Source organism: Sutterella sp. AM11-39, from assembly GCF_003472385.1.
Lineage (GTDB): Bacteria > Pseudomonadota > Gammaproteobacteria > Burkholderiales > Burkholderiaceae_F > Duodenibacillus > Duodenibacillus intestinigallinarum.
In genome coordinates, this window is record NZ_QRLV01000009.1 from 35,591 (window position 1) to 52,964 (window position 17,374).

Below are 17,374 nucleotides of genomic sequence, written 5' to 3' on the forward strand. Positions count from 1 at the left end.
TATTCGGGCAAGATTCTGTCGTTGACAAAGCTGTTGGGAGAGATTCAGGACGCGGGTAACGTCATGACAATTGCCGGATACCTGGAGCGGCTCAACCAATGCGGTTTACTGGGGACGCTGCAGAAGTTTTCGGTGGACGATGCCAGACGTCGCGCGAGCATTCCGAAGTTTCAGGTGCACAACAATGCGCTTTTGACGGCACTGTCTGTCGGCACGTTTGAGCAGGTGCGAAACGATCCGGAGAAGTGGGGTCATTATGTGGAATCGGCTGTCGGAGCGTATTTGATTTCTCAGGCCTATCGCCTGCAATTTGAGGTGTTCTATTGGCGGGATGGCAACAACGAAGTCGACTTTGTCTTGCGCAAAGACGGAAAAGTCGTGGCGTTGGAAGTCAAGAGCGACCACGAGCGACACACCAAAGGACTGGATGTGTTTTGTCAGAAGTTCCGACCGAATGCCGCCTTGATTGTGGGCAGTGGGGGACTGCCGCTCGAAACATTCCTGGAAACACCGATTGCCGATTTGTTCTGAGAAAATTGGTGCAAGACGAGGAAGCCCAATGACCGACAATGCGCAACATGCAGACCTCAAACGTATGTGGAGCGGATGGATTTCGCTCGTGCTGTTTGTTCTGCTGATTCCACTGAGCAATTGGGTAATTGTGAACCTTGGTGTCGTCTGCCCGCCCGGCGAGCCTTGTCTTGTGCCGGTTCTGCCTGGTCTGTGGGCACCTTCGACCGTGTTGTTGGCCGGTTTCAGTCTGGTGCTTCGCGACGTTGTGCATCATTGCCTGGGCTGGCGTTGGGCGTTGGCTTCCATCTTTTTCGGAGCGGTGCTCTCGGGTTTTATTTCCGAGCCTTCGCTCGTGGTTGCATCGGTGAGCGCTTTCCTTTTTGCGGAATTGGCTGACTTTGCGGTGTACGCACCGATGAAAAAGCGTTATCCGGCCATGGCAGTCATCGTTTCCGGTCTGGTCGGTTCCGCCGTGGACTCTGCTATTTTCCTGTCACTTGCCTTTGGTTCAGTCCAATATTTGTTTGGGCAGGTGCTCGGCAAGTTTTGGGTCAATCTGCTGGCCGGTATCGCCATTGCTTGGTGGCGGCGCCGCAAACAGGCTGAGATGGCGATTTGCGCCTGATCTGTTTGATTTGGAAGGAAAAATTGACGTTTTCCTAAGCGGTCGTCTTTGCTACAATCTCGCACCACTTTCAAAAACATCTGCGCCGGATTGTTCTGCCGGTGGCGGTCACAAGGAAACCATATGTCCCATATCGGTGAGCTGGGCGACATGAAGCGCCCGTTGAGCGGTTGGCTCTCGCTCGTTTTGTTTGTTCTGATGATCCCCTTGACGAACTGGGTGATCATGAACGTCGGCCTCGTTTGCCCGGCTGACGGTCCTTGTTTGATTCCCGTTTGGCCCGGTTTATGGGCGCCTTCCGGCGTGCTGCTGGCCGGGTTCAGTCTGGTGCTGCGTGACGTTGTGCATCATTGCCTGGGCTGGCGCTGGGCGCTGATTTCGATTTTTGCCGGCGCCGCGCTCTCGGGCTTGATTTCGGAACCCGCTCTGGTCATTGCTTCGGTCTGTGCCTTCTTGTTTGCGGAGCTCGCTGACTTTGCCGTTTATGCTCCCATGAAGAAGCGCTATCCGGCCATGGCTGTGATTGCGTCGGGGCTGGCCGGTTCCGTGGTTGACTCCGCGATTTTCCTGTCTCTGGCTTTCGGCTCCATTGAGTTTTTGGGCGGACAGGTGCTCGGGAAGTTCTGGATGAGTCTGATTGCAGGCGCCTTGATCGTAGCTTGGAGACGACTCAAGATGCATACGGTCCACGAACACCTGCAGATGCAGTGATTCGGACGCATTCTCAAGAAAAGCGGCGGTTAAGACAGTTCGTGCACAATTGCTCGAACTTGATCTATCCGCCTTTTTTGTATCCGATGATCGCGCAAAACAACACACCCAAGACCGCCGTTCTCATCTGCAATACCGGTTCGCCTGCTGCTCCGACCAAAGAAGCAGTGGCGAAGTATCTTGCGGAATTTCTCGGTGATCGGCGTGTGGTGGAAATGAATCCGCTCCTTTGGCAGCCGATTCTGCGCGGCATCATTATTCCCCGTCGCGCGCAGGCTTCTGCCGATCGCTACAAGACGGTGTGGACGCAAAAAGGGTCTCCTTTGGTGGCGGTGACCTCCGACACGGCGCAAGGTCTGCAGAAGGAGCTGGGCGACGAATTCATCGTGTCCTGGGCGATGTGTTACGGCGTACAGCGAATTGATGAAGAACTCCGTCGGATTGCTGAACAAAAACCCGAGCGCATCGTTGTTCTGCCGCTATATGCGCAGTACGCCACACAGACGACGGAGGCAGTGTTCGATGCGGTGCGACGCGTGCAAAAGAAGGTTCGCGATTTGCCTTGCATTGTTACGATTTCTCATTACTTCGAAGAAGACGCCTACATTGAGGCGCTTGCCGCTCGCGTGCGCGCGCATTGGGAAAAAGTGGGTGATCTTGGAGACGAGGGCAAGCTCATGATGAGCTTTCACAGTATTCCGGCGGTTTCGAGCGAACGCGGCGATCCGTACGAAGCACAGTGCAAGCAGACGGCGGAAAAGCTGCGCCTTGCGTTGGGTTTGAAGAAAGATCAGGTTGTCCAGGTATTCCAGAGCAAATTTGGGAAAGCGAAGTGGTTGGAGCCTTTTGCCGTTGATACGGCCCCCGAACTAGGCCGACAGGGCTTGAAGCGCCTTGATGTGATTTGCCCGGGATTTGCCGCGGATTGCCTGGAGACGCTTGAAGAAATCGCCACGGAACTGCGCTCTTTTTATGAGCAGGCGGGCGGCAGCGGGTTTCACTATATCCCTTGCCTGAACGCGCAGAACGATGCGGTGGCCCTTTACGCCGAGATCGTTCGCAAGGCTCTGTCGAAGGTCTAAAAATCCGCTTCAGCTGAACTTTTTGCCTGCGACGGCTTGAAAAGAGCAAACCCAATCCCCATATAAGAGCCATCTTTCAAGCATCCCTTTTGCAAGAACATCTTTATGGCTCAAGAAGACACCAAGCAGGAACAGGTTAATCCTGCCGACGAATTGAAGAAAGCAGCCGAAGCTGCGGAGCAGGCGCAGGGTTCTGAACTGCCTCCGGAACTCGGCATCGAACCCGAAGGCGCAGAAGCCTCGCTCGAAGACCAGCTTGCCGCGGCGACGGCCAAAGCGGCTGAGAATTTTGATCTTTACGTGCGTGCGGTTGCCGAAATGGAAAACGTGCGTCGCCGTGCCGCCGAAGACGTTTCCAAGGCGCAGAAGTTCAGCATCGAGAAGTTTGCCAAGAACCTGCTTCCGGTGATGGATTCGCTTGAAAAGGCGATCGAAATGACCGCCGAAATCGAAGGTCCGATGCGGGAAGGCATTCTCGCGACGCACCGTCAGCTCATGCATGCGCTTGAAATGAGCGGCATGACCGTCATCGATCCGAAGGACGCCAAGTTTGATCCCAACACGCAGCAGGCCATTGCCATGGTGCCTGCCGTCGAAGGCAAGAGCGCGGGCGACGTTGCTCAGGTCTTTCAGCACGGCTGGAAGATTCACGAACGTGTGCTTCGTCCGGCTATGGTGAGCGTGGTTCAAGGCTAGAAACTTCATCGACACAAAATTTTTCAGACGCCCCGTTGAATTTTCTCGGGGCGTCCCCATATAGGGGGTATGGCGCGGCAGGCGGCGCTGAAAAAGAGCTTCCTGCGGTACGCGTAAGAGTTTCAGATCACGGTCGAAAACCTTCTCCCGTCGGTGGATGCGGAAAAGGTACGGCCCAACAGAGAATCAAGAGGAAAAAGAACAATGTCTAAGATCATCGGTATTGACCTTGGCACCACCAACTCGGCTGTGGCCATCATGGAAGGCGACAAGGTTCGTGTGATCGAAAATTCCGAAGGCGCTCGTACGACGCCTTCCATCGTTGCCTACATGGAAAACGGCGAGATTCTTGTCGGCGCAACCGCCAAGCGTCAGGCCGTGACCAACCCGAAGAACACGCTGTTTGCCGTCAAGCGCTTGATCGGCCGTCGCTACGAAGACGCCGAAGTGCAGAAGGACGTGCAGCGCGCTCCGTTTAAGATCGTTCGCGCCGACAACGGCGACGCCTGGGTGCAGGTGATGGGCGACAAGAAGCTTGCTCCGCAGCAGGTTTCCGCCGAAGTGCTCCGCAAGATGAAGAAGACCGCCGAAGACTACCTCGGCGAACCCGTGACCGAAGCCGTGATCACGGTTCCGGCTTACTTCAACGACAGCCAGCGTCAGGCTACGAAGGATGCCGGCCGCATCGCCGGTCTCGAAGTCAAGCGCATCATCAACGAACCGACGGCCGCAGCTCTGGCCTTCGGTCTTGACAAGATGGGCAACGAAGACCGCAAGATCTGCGTCTACGACTTGGGCGGCGGCACGTTCGATATCTCCGTGATCGACATCGCCAACATTGACGGCGACAAGCAGTTTGAAGTGCTCTCCACCAACGGCGACACGTTCCTCGGCGGCGAAGACTTCGACCGTCGCTTGGTCGAATACCTGATTGCCGAATTCAAGAAGGACAACGGCATTGACCTCGGCGGCGACGTGCTTGCCCTGCAGCGCCTGAAGGACGCCGCTGAAAAGGCCAAGATTGAGCTGTCGAGCCGTCAGGAAACCGAAGTGAACCTGCCCTACATTTCGGCTGACCAGACCGGTCCGAAGCACATGAACATCACGATCACGCGCGCTAAGTTCGAAAGCATGGTCGAAGACCTCGTGCAGCGCACGATCGAACCCTGCCGCAAGGCTTTGAAGGACGCCGGCCTGTCGACTTCCGAAATTACTGACGTGATCCTGGTGGGCGGCCAGAGCCGTATGCCGCGCGTTCAGGAAGTGGTGCGCGAATTCTTCGGCAAGGAGCCCCGCAAGGACGTCAACCCGGACGAAGCCGTGGCTATCGGTGCCGCTATTCAGGGTCAGGTGCTCTCGGGCGGACGCAAGGACGTGTTGCTTCTCGACGTCACCCCGCTGACACTGGGCATTGAAACCCTGGGCGGCGTGATGACTGCGATGATCAAGCGCAACACCACGATTCCGACCAAGCACTCGCAGGTGTTCTCGACGGCTGAAGACAACCAGCCTGCCGTGACCATCAAGGTCTATCAGGGTGAACACGAGATGGCGGCTTCCAACAAGCTGCTCGGCGAGTTCAATCTCGAAGGCATTCCGCCGTCTCCGCGCGGCCTGCCGCAGATTGAAGTGACGTTTGACATCGACGCCAACGGCATTCTGCACGTGACCGCAAAGGACAAGGCCACCGGCAAGGAAAACAAGATCACGATCAAGGCAAGCTCCGGTTTGTCCGAAGAAGAGATCAAGAGCATGGTTGCCGCTGCCGAAGCCAACAAGGAAGAGGATCACCGCCGCTTCGAACTGGCTCAGGCCCGCAACATGGCCGACGCTTCGATCGCTCAGGTTCAGAAGACCCTGAAGGATCTCGGCGACAAGGTTGAAAGCGCCGATCGCGCCGCTTGCGAAAACGCCATCAAGGATGTGGAAGAACGCATCAAGGGCGAAGACAAGGCTGCAATCGAAAAGAGCGTTGAAGCGCTGATGGCTGCCGCCCAGAAGATCGGTGAAAAGCTCAACCAGCAGGCTGCTCAGGCTCAGCAGGCTCAGGCAGGCGCCCAGCAGCAGGCGGGCGGTGCCGGTCAGCAGCAGGCCAACAAGGGCAACGACGACGTGGTCGATGCCGACTACACCGAAGTCAAGCACTAATTTGGCTTCAAAGCAAAACCCGAGCCCGGCGCGGCGTCCGAGCGAAAAGGACGCCGAGTCGGCCGTATAAGACACGGGGCCGGGCCGCCGATTTGGCGATTCGGCCCTTGCCATGTTTTTTCGTAACGATTGACACACTATGGCTGACCAGGATTATTACGAGGTACTGGGAGTCTCGCGCGACGCAAGCGACGACGAGATCAAAAAGGCGTATCGACGCCTGGCGATGAAGTACCATCCCGATCGCAACAACGGCGACAAAGCGGCTGAGGAAAAGTTCAAGCAGGTGGGCGAGGCCTACTCGATTCTGAGCGATCCCCAGAAACGCGCGGCCTACGACCGCTACGGCAAGGCCGGCGTCGATCCGAGCGCAGCCGGTGCGGGCGGATTCGGCGGTTTCGGCGGCTTCGGCCAGGGCCAGGGTGGTTTCGGCGACTTCAGTGACATCTTCTCGGAAATCTTCGGGGGCGGTGCCGGCGGCGGTCGTCGCGGCGGACCTAAGGTGTTTCGCGGTGCCGACGTGAGCTATTCGCTCGAAATCACGCTTGAGCAGGCGGTGGCGGGTGCCAAGACCGACATCCGCGTGCCGGTTTGGGAAGAGTGCGAAACCTGTCACGGCTCCGGCTGCAAGTCGGGTACGTCGAAGAAGACCTGTCCGCATTGCGGCGGCAGCGGCATGATCAACATCAACCGCGGATTCCTGCAGGTGCAGCAGACCTGCCCGTACTGCCACGGAACGGGTGAAATCATTTCCGATCCGTGTCCGGACTGCCAGGGACGCGGCCGCAACCGTAAGACCAAGACGCTGGAAATCAATATTCCGGCGGGCATCAACGACGGTCAGCGCATTCGCATCCAGGGTAAGGGCGAGCCCGGCCCCAACGGCGGTCCTTGCGGAGACCTCTTTGTGCAGGTGTTCATCAAGCAGCACGAAATCTTCCAGCGCGACGGCGACGATCTGCACGCCGATTTGCCGCTGAGTTTTGCCACCGCTGCATTGGGCGGCGAAGTGAGTGTGCCGACGATGGGTACCGAAGCGCGCATCACGATTCCGGAAGGCACGCAAACGGGTAAGATCTTCCGCCTGCGCGGCAAGGGCGTGCCGCATTTGCACGGCGGCGGCAATGGGGACCTGTACGTGCACGCTTTTGTTGAGACGCCGGTCAATCTCACGAGCAAGCAAAAGAAGATGCTCAAGGAGTTTGACGAATCGATCAAGGAAGGAGGCACGAAGCATTCGCCCCAGAGCACGAGCTTTTTGGACAAGATGAAGAAATTCTTCTCTTAACGGACGCGGCTGCAGCGATTTTTCGCTACAGTGGAGTCAGATAAAACCCCGAATACACAACAAGGAGATATTCCGATGACCAATAAGTTTGCAGGCACCCAGACCGAAAAGAACCTCTGGGCTGCGTTTGCCGGCGAGTCTCAGGCTCGCAACAAGTACGACTATTTTGCCGGCGTTGCCCGCAAGGAAGGCTATCAGCAGATCGCCGAACTTTTTGACGAAACGGCTGCCAACGAACGCCAGCACGCCAAGATCTGGTTCAAGCACCTGCAGGGCATCGGCAACACGGCCGAAAACCTGAAGGCTGCCGCCAGCGGTGAAAACTACGAATGGACGGACATGTACGAAGGTTTTGCAAAGACGGCCGAGGCCGAAGGCTTTGCAGAACTCGCTGCGCAGTTCCGTGCTGTGGGCGCCATCGAAAAGGCTCACGAAGAACGCTTTCTGAAGCTGCTCAACAACGTTGAAATGAAGCAGGTCTTCGAAAAGAGCGAAGAAGTGATGTGGCAGTGCCGCGAATGCGGTCACCTTGTGATCGGCAAGAAGGCGCCTGAAATTTGCCCAGTTTGCGCACACCCGCAGAGCTTCCAGCAGATCCGCGCTGAAAATTATTGATTGATGTCTGAGTCGCGATAAAGCGTATCAGCTCAATCCTAGGACCTCCGGTCACTGCGGCAGAGCTTCCATCTGTTGCGGGGACGGGAGGTCTTTTGTTGTTCAGGATTTTCAACGAGATTGACTACCAGGCGTATCCGGTGACCGAGAGAGATGCAATGCAGAGCTCTGCTACAGGTTCTCTTGATCGGTGCCGGGATTGAGGTTGTGGTAGATAAGCACACGGCTCTCGGGCGCAGCAATCTGGATGTCGAAAATGGTAACAGACGTTGGATTTTCGAATTTAAGTTTGCGAAAGATGAGGAAGAAGTCGGTGCGTTGCTCGAGCAAGCGGTTGAGCAAGTGCGCTCTCGACGTTACAGCGAGAGCGCAAGTGCTAAAGAACTGAATCGCATGGCGTTGGTGTTCGATGCCGCGCAGCGTCGGTTTGTTGCCTGGCAATGAGTCTTACAACGCTGAGACTTATTCGAACAAGCTCAGCAGATAGGGCAGCAGGAACGGAGCGGCAAACGCAGTGAAAAGACCTGTCAGCCCCATTGCCAGACCGGAGAATGCGCCCGTGTCGCGATTCATCTGAAAGGCTGTGGCGGTGCCGACGCCATGAGCGGCTAAGCCGATAGAAAAGCCGCGCACGGCATCGTCCTTTTCCCTCAAAATTCCCAACAAGCCTCGCGCCATCAACGAACCCACAACACCCGTGATCACCACCAGGGCTGCTGTCAGAGCCGGAATACCGCCCAAGTGTTCGCTCACTGCCATGGCAATCGGGACGGTGACGCTCTTGGGAGCAAGGGAAATCATCGTCTCGGGAGAAGCGCCGAGGACACCGGCAATCAGAACGGCAGAGACAATGGCGACCGTACCGCCTGCAATAAGACCGCAGGTGAGCGCCACCCACATTTTGGCCAAACGCAGACGTTGCTCATAGAGCGGAACAGCCAAGGCAACGGTGGCCGGCCCCAGCAGAAAGTTGATGTGCTGGCCGCCGTTGAGATAGGTCTTGTAGTCGGTACCGGTGAGTTCCAATGTCACCACGAGAAGAACGATGGCAACGAGAAGCGGCGTGCAGATGGTCTTGTAGCCGCTTTTCTTGTATACCCACATGCCCAAGGCGTAAGCCAGAAGCGTCGCGCAAAGCCACAGTGCGGGATCGGCAAGAAGCTTCTCGGCTGTGAGAGTCAATTGAGAAAGAATCGAATCAAGCACGACGCTTCTCCTTTTTGCTCGAGCCTTGCAGAAGTCGAGCCACCCAGCGCGTTACCAGGACGGTCGTGGCCATAGCGAGGATGGACGAACCGATGATGGAGGCCGTAATCGGCAGCCATTCGGCCTGAAGGCGGTCAAAGTGCTCGATGATGCCGACGCCGGCGGGCACGAAGAGGAGGGCAAAGTGAGCAAGCAAAACGTTGACGACGGGCAGCGTTTTTTCCAGAAGGCCGTTGACGGTCATCAAGGCGAAAAGAAAAAGCACCATGCCCATCACGGGCCCGGGAACGGGCAGTCCGAAGAGCGTCACAAGTAAAAGCCCTGCCAGCTGAAAAGACAGCAGCAGGGCAATTGTCAGAATCATTTGGTATCAGTCCTGCAAACCGAGAAAGTTCGCAATACTAATCCGTTTCTTTCATGTCGCGCAGGTTGCGGCGAAGAATTTTTCCGACGGCAGTCTTCGGAAGAGCCTTCACGAAGACAATCGTGCGCGGGCACTTGTAGCCGGTGAGGCGCGCGCGGCAGTATTTGACGACGTCGTCGCGGGTGAGCGCCGGATCCTTCTTGACGATCACGGCCTTGACCATTTCGCCCACGCGCGGATTGTTGACGCCCACGACGCCGCATTCGAGCACGCCGGGCATGGAGGCGATCACGCTTTCGATTTCATTGGGATAGACGTTAAGGCCGTTCACAATGATCAGGTCCTTCTTGCGGTCCGTGATCGTGATCGTGCCGCGTTCATCCATAAAGCCCACGTCGCCGGTTCTGAGCCAGCCGTCGATGAGGACGTTGGCGGTCTCTTCGGGCTTTTCCCAGTAGCCTGCCATCACCTGCGGGCCCTTGACGCAGATTTCGCCCGTGTGTTCGGCGACCTTTTCCGGGTCAGAACACACGCCGAGATCGACGAACTGTTCGCCGCGAATGGAAACGAGCGTGGAGGGCAGGGGGTAGCCCACCGAGCCGTCCCAGGGAGCGTCGGGCAGGTTGCCGCACACGCCGGGACTGGTTTCCGTGAGGCCGTAGGCTTCAAGGATGTGGCAGCCGGTGGCGTTGTACCACTTCTCGGCAACAGTACGTTGCACCTGAGCGCCGCCGCCCACGGTCATTTTGAGGCGCGTGAACTTGTGGTTCTTGAATTCCTTGTTGTTGACAAGCGCATTAAAGAGCGTGTTGACGCCGGGGATGATCGAGAAGTCCCACTTCTTGATGAGTTCCACCAGGCCCGGAATGTCGCGCGGATTGGGCACCATCACCTGGGTGGCGGCAAACTTCGAGAAGCACAGCGTCGCGGTGAAACTGAAGATGTGATAGAGCGGCAAAGCGGTCATGGCCACTTCTTTGCCCATTTCAAAGGTCTGACTGATCCAGGTGCCGGTCTGCTCGACGTTGGCAAGCACGTTGCGGTGCGTGAGCATGGCACCTTTGGCCACGCCTGTGGTGCCGCCGGTGTATTGCAACAGCGCAACATCGGTGTTTTTGAGTTCGAACGGCTTAAAGCCCTTGGAATGACCGATCGAAAGCGCCTTGCGGAAATTGACGTGACCGGGAAGGTTGAATTCCGGCACCATCTTCTTGACGTAACGCACGACAAAATCGGCGGCGGTGCGCTTGAGCCAGGGCAACATGTCGCCAACCTTGGTGGTCACGATGTGTTTGACGGGCGTTTCCGAGAGCGTGTTTTGCAGCGTCTTGGCGAAGTTTTCAATGATGACGATGGCCTTGGCGCCGCTGTCGGCAAGCTGGTGCCCGAGTTCGTGCGAGGTGTAGAGCGGATTGACGTTGACGGCAATCATGCCCGCGCGCAGGATGCCCAACAGCGTGATGATGTACTGCTGCAGGTTGGGCATCATGATGGCGACGCGATCGCCAGGTTTCATGCCGGGAAGCGACTGCAGGTAGCCCGCAAAGTCCTTCGAGAGATCGCAGATTTCCCGGTATGTGAGCACTTTGTCCATGCAGATGAAGGCGGGGTGATCGCCGTAGGTTTCGGCAACCGTGTCGAAAAGTGCCGGAATGGAGGCGAAACGATCGGGATTGATTTCGGCCGGAAAGCCTTCGGGATAGTGCTTGAGCCAGGGAAGAGAAGTCTCGGACATGGATGAGTGATCCTTCGTTTTCACGTTGCGTCGCGGCATGACGCTGCAACGGCAACGCCTAAATTTTTCTGTGTCAATCGGTTGGCGGCACTCCGACTGTTGCAATCAAAGCGCAGCGTCAAACGGTCAGCGTCGGGGCGAACGGCGAGCCTGCAGTTTGTCAAGCTGCAGGCAGTGGCGCGCGTAGGCTCTGACATCGTTGTAGTCGGTGTAGTCGATTGCGACGCTCGAATCCGTGGGACCGTCGGTGATCTTCATGATGATGCGGATCATCATGCGCTCGAAGAAGTTCCAGTTTGGGTAGTCCACCTTGCCGGCAAAGCACTTCAGGTCGCGGGGCTTCCAGGCGCTGCGCTTGACGAACTTCTGCAGGTAACGGTTGCCTTCGGGCGTTGCCTTTTCAGGCGAACGGGCGACGACCGTCACGTTGAAGAAGCTGTTGGGACGCGACTCGATTTCGTTTTTGTACATCGAGCAGAATTCCCAGACGATCTTGTTGTAGACGCCGTACACGATGGGAGAACCCACGATCACGATGTCGTATTTCGCCCAATCCACACCCTCGCGGACGCCCTCCATCATGTCCACCATGTCGCACCCATGCCCCTCGGCAACGATCGTTTCCATGATGGTGCGTGCGATGCGGGCCGTATGACCGGCGTGACTGTAGTAAGCGACGAGAACGTGATGAGACATTGCGATTCCAACTGAGTCTGCGGGAAAGGCGAGTCAAACCGACTCAACCTTTCAATTTAATTTGAATCCCCGGCAAAAGGGATAGGGTGAAAAATCGGTACAAACCCGATTGATACGCCCGAATTTTAACGACCGCATGCACAAAATTGGACAAAATCCGCGGCAGACGGCCTTATACGGCAATTTTCGCCGATTGAGGTTGTCTGAAGCTGAAAACCAAGAAAGTGTGTGTTGGGTGATGAAAAAATTCTCAGCAGGATTGTTTACAGGCGACGGCGTATAAAATTCCCGCAAAAAATCTTGGAAAAACAGCGGTTCGCCGACTAAAATGGCGCCTTCGCTGCGTGGTTGCCCAAAAAGGCCGGAGAGAATTTTCGGCGTCAACATTGCAACCGCCCTCAAACAACAACCAAACCGCAGTGCGGCACCTCATTTTTTAGCGTTTCGCCGCGCGCTACAGGATTTATGGCAAAAGAAGATCTAATTGAAATGTCGGGCCAGGTGCTCGAAGTTCTCCCCGACGCCCGTTATCGCGTCAAGCTTGAAAACGGTCACGAACTCATCGCCTACACCAACGGCAAGATGCGCAAGCACCACATCCGAATTCTCGCCGGCGACAAGGTTTCGCTCGAGCTCTCACCTTATGACCTCACCAAGGGCCGCATCACCTTCCGCCACATCGAAGGTCGTCCCTCTGCGGCTCCGGCTGCCGGCAGCCAGACGCGTCGCCGTTAATTCTTTCTGCCGACGGTCATGCAGCACTTTGTTCTGACGTACCGTTACGTTGATGACTATATGGCTCGGCGCGATGCTTTTCGTGCCGAGCATCTCGCGCGCCTGCAAAAGGCAGTAGACGACGGCCTTGTTCTGGCAGCAGGCGTTTTGCCCGAGAGTCTCTCGGCCCTGATCGTGTGCCGTGCGAACTCGGCCGATGAGTTGCGCGCGTTTGCCAAAGACGATCCCTACTATCACGCCGGGTTGATCGCTTCTTTTGAAGTTGAGCCCTGGACGGTGGCCGTGGGGGTGCCGCAGATCCTCAAAGCGCAATGACCCAAGACGAGGACGGTGCTTTCGCATTGCCGCCGGCCGTCGGCGTCTCTTGCATTCTGCGCCGCATCAAGGGCGGGCTCAATCGTCTGGGGCTGATTCGTATCGAAGGCGAAATCCATTCGATCAAGCCCTATCCGTCCGGACACGTCTATCTCGATCTCAAGGACAACGAGGACGACGCGATTTTGCACTGCGTGGTCTGGCGTCGCAACGCCTATCGACTGAAACGATTGCCCGAGCAGGGCGAAGCTGTGGTGCTCACCGGTACGCTCGACGTCTTTGAGGTGCGAGGACAGTTGCAATTCAACGTCGTTGCCGTACAGGCCGCCGGCGACGGCGCTCTGTTTGCCAAATTCGAGGCTCTCAAGCGAAAGCTTCTGGCCGAAGGCCTTTTTGACGCAACGCTTAAAAAGGAACTGCCGCGCTATCCGCAGTCCGTGGGGGTGATCACAAGCACCGAAACGGCCGCGCTTCAGGACGTTATGAAGACGCGTGCGAGCTTGGCTCCGTGGGTGCCCTTCGTGATTTATCACGCAGGCGTTCAAGGCGAAGCTTCGGAAGGCGAAATCCTTGCTGCGCTCAAAAAAGCTCGCGAAAGAAACGAAGTTGACGTTTTGCTTCTTGTACGCGGGGGCGGCTCTTTGGCGGACCTCTGGAGCTTTAACTCCGAAGCGCTGGCCCGAGAACTGCGGGCAATGCCGATGCCGGTTGTGACGGGCATCGGGCACGAAACCGATTTTACGATTGCCGATATGGCTGCCGACGTGAGAGCGCCGACGCCGACTGCCGCCTGTTCTCTTGTGTTGCAGCACTGGTCGGCGGCGCCTCAGTGGCTTTCGACACTCGAAACGCGTCTGGCGACAGTGATGCAGGCGAACCTGCGCCTGAGTCGATCGCAGTTGACTCAAGCCGTTCGTTTGCAGTCGGCCATGCAAAACGTTGTGCTGAGGCTGCGGGCCAGGGTGCCTGCTCAGCGGGAATTGCGACAGATCTTCGAACGGTATCTTGACGCGCTGACCGAGCGACTTGATCGAAACGCGATGACGCTTGCTGCCGAACGGCGTGTGTGTCTGCAGGCTGCTGCATCCAAGACGGCGCTTGCGCAAATGAATCTTTTGCGTGTTCGCCCGGCCTTTGACAAAGCGCGAGCCGAAACGGCGCATCTCGAAAAAAGCCTTCGGCAGGCGGTGTCTCTTCGCATTGAGGCCAAACGAGCGGAACTTGAGCGGCTTTCCGCGTCTCTGTCGGCTTTGGATATCACCAAGACGTTGGCCCGCGGCTTTTCTCTTACAACCGACAGTCAGGGTCGTCCGGTGCGCGATGCGGAACAGCTCGCCGAAGGCGAAACGGTATCCATCCTGTTTGAGAAGGGCTCTGCGCGAGCCCGGGTCATTGAGCGCAAACCGAGAAGCTAAAGAAAATTTCCTTTAAAAAGAAAGGAATTTGCGTTTGCCGGGTTTTGTCTCACGGATTCCCGATGATTTCGGTCTATTATCTAAGGGTGACAAAGGACGTTTCGTGAGACAGCAATGGATCGTGTCCGATTCGGCCTGCTTCCCACAAGAAGGCAATCTTGGAGCTCACGCGTCCTGCAAGCAGAGAAATCCGATCGATAACCGATTCTCGAGGAGAAGTCCAATGAGCCAGTTCGTTTTGCCCAAGCTTGATTATGAAATGGACGCCCTTGCACCGGCCATCAGCAAGGAAACGCTGGAATACCACTACGGCAAGCATCATCAGACCTACATCACCAATCTCAACAACCTCATCAAAGGCACGATGTACGAAGCCGAATCCCTGCGTGAAATCATCAAGACAAGCCAGGGCCCGATCTTCAATAACGCTGCGCAGAGCTACAACCACGCCTTCTATTGGAAGTGCCTGAGCCCCAACGGCGGCGGCGAACCGACCGGCGCATTGATGGACGCCATCGTCAAGCAGTGGGGTTCTTACGAAGGCTTCGTTGCAGACTTCTCGGCCAAGGCGGCCAACAACTTCGGCTCCGGCTGGACGTGGCTCGTCAAGCGCTTGGACGGCCAGCTTGAAATCTATTCGACCTCCAACGCCGGTACGCCTCTGACGGAACATCTCAAGCCCCTGATGGTCATCGACGTTTGGGAACACGCCTACTACATCGATTACCGCAACGCCCGTGCGGCCTACATCCAGGCCTTCTTTGACAAGCTCGTCAATTGGGACTTCGTGCAGCGTCGCTTTAACGGTGAACCGTGCGACTGCGACTGCCGCGGTGAAGAAGGCGGTTGCTGCTGCGGAGCCTGCGGCTGCGGCGCTTAAAAAAACTCGAAACCGGCGCGTGCATTTCAAACGATTTGATGCGCGCGTCGCTTTTGGTTGATAGGAAAAGAAAGAAGCAGTTCGATTCGGTTCGTACTGCTTCTTTTGTTGCCGAAGAAGATTTGCCGGTGAACGCGGACCGGTAATTATTCCGCCGTCGACTCCGTGCGCTTGCAATAGCGAGCGTCGGCAAGCGCCGGAATGACGGTTCCCGCTCTGACGTTGTTGCGGGCAAACCAGCCGGCGTGCATCTCGATGACGCGGGAGGCGGCCACGCGTGAGTGGTGCAGTTCAAGCGAACCCTTTTGCATCGAGACGATTTGAGTGATGCGACCGCACGCATCGATAAAGGCTGCATCGAGGTCGATGAGCGTGTTTTTCATCCACATGGCGATGGGGCGCGGAGCGGCAAAAACAAAGAGCATGCCGTGATCGGCCGGCATATAGGTGCGGTTCATGAGCCCCGTTCGGTGCTCGACCGAGGTGCGTGCAACTTCAAGTTCGACGATTTTGTCGCCGATTTTGACGGCCAGTGTTTCGTCGAGCGACTGTGCCGCAAGCGCACAACTGATGAGCGAGAACGTCAGACCGAGAAGAAAACGCGACATGATGCAAAACGAAAAGAAGGAGAAACATCCTAGGTAATATATCGTATATTTTCGCTCTTGCGAAGAGTCGTTTCGACGATTGTGTGTCCGAGACAGCACACGACGCAAAAAGTGCAGTGCGTCATGAGCTTGAAAGCGGCAAGTTGGCGTAATGTTGATTGTTGAAAAGAGGACTTTGTGTTGCAGCAACCTGCTCAAGGCCGAGAGCCGACGCGAAGACTCGGACAAAGTGAAATAAACAAAGAGGAAAAATATGGCACAGGGAGTTGTCAAGTGGTTTAACGACGTCAAGGGCTTTGGGTTCATTACGCCCGACGAAGGCGGTGAAGAGCTTTTCGCGCATTTTTCCGCCATTGAAATGAAGGGGTTCAAGAGCCTCAAGGAAGGTCAGCGGGTGACGTTTGAGGTCGTCGAAGGTCCCAAGGGCAAGCAGGCGACGCACATCAAACCGATCGAAGAGTGAGTCTCGGCAGGCGAGGAAGCCGATCTCATGAAGACGCTCCTGCCTGCACCTCAAAAAGCGCAGTAAAAACAAGGCGGTTGCCGATGCTTTGGCGTTGGCATTTCTCGTTGTGATCGTGTATTATTGCGCGTCTGATTTTCACCGTGCTTTCAGTTTCCCCGTTTTCCACTGGACTGATGGCGACAAGCGGCAAAAAGAAAATCAACAAGAAATTCCCGGTAAAAGGCACTGAATACGGTGCACAGCGAAGTTAGAACGCGGTGCGCTTCGGTGGTTTTTGCCTCGTTTTTGTTTATTGACGCGAGCAGGCCGTTTAACAGCTCCAACCTGTGCAAAGTACAGGCGCCACCCTGTGCGAGGCGGTTTGAAATTCATCTGCTGCGTCCTTTTGTGAATCAGGTGACAACAATGAAGACCTTCTCTGCCAAGCCGCTCGAAGTACAGCGCGACTGGTACGTGGTCGATGGCAGCGACAAGGTGCTTGGCCGCCTTGCTGCCGAAATCGCACTCCGCTTGCGCGGCAAGCACAAGCCCGAATACACGCCGCATGTCGATACGGGCGACTACATCGTCGTGATCAACGCTGACAAGCTCAAGCTGTCTGCTGAAAAGGCCGGCAAGAAGACGTACTACCGTCACACCGGCTATCCGGGCGGTATCTACGAAACCACCTTCAAGGAAATGCAGGCCAAGCACCCCGGCCGTGCTCTCGAAATCGCGGTCAAGGGCATGCTCCCGAAGGGCCGTCTCGGCTACGCCATGATCAAGAAGCTCAAGATCTACGCCGGCGCCGAACACCCGCACACCGCACAGCAGCCCAAGGTTCTTGACATTTAAGGTGGATAAAGATGATCGGTAACTACAACTACGGCACCGGCCGTCGCAAGAGCTCCGTGGCTCGCGTGTTCATCAAGCGCGGCACGGGCAAGATCGTGATCAACGGCCGCGATCTCAACGAATTCTTCAAGCGTGAAACCGGCCGCATGATCGTCATGCAGCCCCTGCAGCTCACCGAAAATGTCGAAACGTTCGACATCATGGTGAACGTGACCGGCGGCGGCGAATCCGGCCAGGCTGGTGCTGTGCGCCACGGCATCACCCGCGCTCTGATCGACTACGATGCCGGTCTCAAGCCCGTCCTGTCGGCTGCCGGCCTCGTGACCCGCGATGCCCGCGAAGTCGAACGTAAGAAGGTTGGTCTGCGCAAGGCCCGCCGCGCCAAGCAGTTCAGCAAGCGCTAATCGTTCATTCGCAAGCGTTCTGCCTCGGTATACTTTTG

Annotated in this window: 22 protein-coding genes; 16 read left to right on the plus strand and 6 right to left on the minus strand. The window is 56.6% G+C overall.

Going from position 1 to position 17,374, the window contains the following annotated elements; translation table 11 throughout:
• Positions 1-63 precede the first annotated feature (63 nt).
• The 9 genes from DW133_RS10290 to DW133_RS07810 all read left to right on the plus strand — a co-directional run bounded on the left by DW133_RS10290 (position 64) and on the right by DW133_RS07810 (position 8,122).
• Positions 64-531: a DUF4143 domain-containing protein gene (locus tag DW133_RS10290; protein ID WP_369907951.1), complete on the plus strand. Its 468-nt coding sequence runs from the start codon at positions 64-66 to the stop codon at positions 529-531.
• Between the two features lie 28 nt (positions 532-559).
• Complete coding sequence (locus tag DW133_RS07775; RefSeq protein ID WP_118276088.1) at positions 560-1,138, plus strand: VUT family protein; 579 nt, start codon at positions 560-562, stop codon at positions 1,136-1,138.
• A 123-nt stretch (positions 1,139-1,261) separates the two neighbouring features.
• Positions 1,262-1,849 (plus strand): VUT family protein, encoded by a 588-nt coding sequence (locus DW133_RS07780; RefSeq protein WP_118276089.1) that lies wholly within the window; start codon positions 1,262-1,264, stop codon positions 1,847-1,849.
• Positions 1,850-1,890: 41 nt separating this feature from the next.
• Entirely contained in the window at positions 1,891-2,931 is a 1,041-nt protein-coding gene (hemH, locus tag DW133_RS07785; RefSeq protein WP_233542147.1) for a ferrochelatase, read from the plus strand.
• 105 nt (positions 2,932-3,036) lie between these two features.
• Positions 3,037-3,627, plus strand: coding sequence for a nucleotide exchange factor GrpE (gene grpE / locus DW133_RS07790; protein WP_118276091.1), 591 nt, complete (start codon positions 3,037-3,039; stop codon positions 3,625-3,627).
• A gap of 204 nt (positions 3,628-3,831) precedes the next feature.
• Positions 3,832-5,775, plus strand: coding sequence for a molecular chaperone DnaK (dnaK, locus tag DW133_RS07795; RefSeq protein WP_118276092.1), 1,944 nt, complete (start codon positions 3,832-3,834; stop codon positions 5,773-5,775).
• 139 nt (positions 5,776-5,914) lie between these two features.
• The gene (gene dnaJ, locus DW133_RS07800) at positions 5,915-7,063 is read left to right on the plus strand and encodes a molecular chaperone DnaJ (protein ID WP_118276093.1); all 1,149 of its coding nucleotides are present in this window, start codon (positions 5,915-5,917) and stop codon (positions 7,061-7,063) included.
• A gap of 75 nt (positions 7,064-7,138) precedes the next feature.
• Positions 7,139-7,678, plus strand: coding sequence for a rubrerythrin (gene rbr / locus DW133_RS07805; protein ID WP_118276094.1), 540 nt, complete (start codon positions 7,139-7,141; stop codon positions 7,676-7,678).
• A gap of 153 nt (positions 7,679-7,831) precedes the next feature.
• Positions 7,832-8,122 (plus strand): PD-(D/E)XK nuclease domain-containing protein, encoded by a 291-nt coding sequence (locus DW133_RS07810; RefSeq protein ID WP_118276095.1) that lies wholly within the window; start codon positions 7,832-7,834, stop codon positions 8,120-8,122.
• 18 nt (positions 8,123-8,140) lie between these two features.
• On the opposite strand, the gene DW133_RS07815 is transcribed toward DW133_RS07810, so the two are convergent.
• From DW133_RS07815 to DW133_RS10000, 5 genes are all read right to left on the minus strand, one after another.
• Complete coding sequence (locus tag DW133_RS07815; RefSeq protein ID WP_233542148.1) at positions 8,141-8,884, minus strand: LrgB family protein; 744 nt, start codon at positions 8,882-8,884, stop codon at positions 8,141-8,143.
• Positions 8,877-9,248, minus strand: a complete 372-nt coding sequence (locus DW133_RS07820; protein WP_118276096.1) for a CidA/LrgA family protein — start codon at positions 9,246-9,248, stop codon at positions 8,877-8,879. The genes DW133_RS07815 and DW133_RS07820 overlap by 8 nt, the downstream gene beginning before the upstream one ends.
• Positions 9,249-9,285: 37 nt before the next feature.
• A complete protein-coding gene (locus DW133_RS07825; protein WP_118276149.1) occupies positions 9,286-10,983 on the minus strand; it encodes an AMP-binding protein in 1,698 nt (565 codons plus the stop codon).
• Positions 10,984-11,109: 126 nt separating this feature from the next.
• The gene (gene hemG / locus DW133_RS07830; protein ID WP_118276097.1) at positions 11,110-11,679 is read right to left on the minus strand and encodes a menaquinone-dependent protoporphyrinogen IX dehydrogenase; all 570 of its coding nucleotides are present in this window, start codon (positions 11,677-11,679) and stop codon (positions 11,110-11,112) included.
• Positions 11,680-11,730: 51 nt separating this feature from the next.
• A complete protein-coding gene (locus DW133_RS10000) occupies positions 11,731-12,066 on the minus strand; it encodes a hypothetical protein (RefSeq protein WP_147408902.1) in 336 nt (111 codons plus the stop codon).
• Positions 12,067-12,144: 78 nt separating this feature from the next.
• Between DW133_RS10000 and infA the strand changes: the two genes are divergently transcribed.
• The 4 genes from infA (at position 12,145) to DW133_RS07850 (ending at position 15,024) form a co-directional block, all read left to right on the plus strand.
• Complete coding sequence (gene infA / locus DW133_RS07835; RefSeq protein ID WP_118276098.1) at positions 12,145-12,414, plus strand: translation initiation factor IF-1; 270 nt, start codon at positions 12,145-12,147, stop codon at positions 12,412-12,414.
• A gap of 18 nt (positions 12,415-12,432) precedes the next feature.
• The gene (locus DW133_RS07840) at positions 12,433-12,729 is read left to right on the plus strand and encodes a YciI family protein (protein ID WP_118276099.1); all 297 of its coding nucleotides are present in this window, start codon (positions 12,433-12,435) and stop codon (positions 12,727-12,729) included.
• Entirely contained in the window at positions 12,726-14,144 is a 1,419-nt protein-coding gene (gene xseA, locus DW133_RS07845) for an exodeoxyribonuclease VII large subunit (RefSeq protein ID WP_118276100.1), read from the plus strand. The genes DW133_RS07840 and xseA overlap by 4 nt, the downstream gene beginning before the upstream one ends.
• A 223-nt stretch (positions 14,145-14,367) precedes the next feature.
• On the plus strand, positions 14,368-15,024 hold the full coding sequence (locus tag DW133_RS07850) for a superoxide dismutase (protein WP_118276101.1): 657 nt from the start codon (positions 14,368-14,370) through the stop codon (positions 15,022-15,024).
• A gap of 146 nt (positions 15,025-15,170) precedes the next feature.
• On the opposite strand, the gene DW133_RS10050 is transcribed toward DW133_RS07850, so the two are convergent.
• Entirely contained in the window at positions 15,171-15,632 is a 462-nt protein-coding gene (locus DW133_RS10050; RefSeq protein WP_158571159.1) for a DUF192 domain-containing protein, read from the minus strand.
• Between the two features lie 253 nt (positions 15,633-15,885).
• Between DW133_RS10050 and DW133_RS07860 the strand changes: the two genes are divergently transcribed.
• The 3 genes from DW133_RS07860 to rpsI all read left to right on the plus strand — a co-directional run bounded on the left by DW133_RS07860 (position 15,886) and on the right by rpsI (position 17,336).
• On the plus strand, positions 15,886-16,095 hold the full coding sequence (locus DW133_RS07860) for a cold-shock protein (RefSeq protein ID WP_118276150.1): 210 nt from the start codon (positions 15,886-15,888) through the stop codon (positions 16,093-16,095).
• A gap of 408 nt (positions 16,096-16,503) precedes the next feature.
• On the plus strand, positions 16,504-16,932 hold the full coding sequence (gene rplM / locus DW133_RS07870) for a 50S ribosomal protein L13 (protein ID WP_118276104.1): 429 nt from the start codon (positions 16,504-16,506) through the stop codon (positions 16,930-16,932).
• Positions 16,933-16,943: 11 nt separating this feature from the next.
• The gene (gene rpsI / locus DW133_RS07875) at positions 16,944-17,336 is read left to right on the plus strand and encodes a 30S ribosomal protein S9 (protein WP_118276105.1); all 393 of its coding nucleotides are present in this window, start codon (positions 16,944-16,946) and stop codon (positions 17,334-17,336) included.
• The last annotated feature ends 38 nt before the right edge of the window (positions 17,337-17,374 follow it).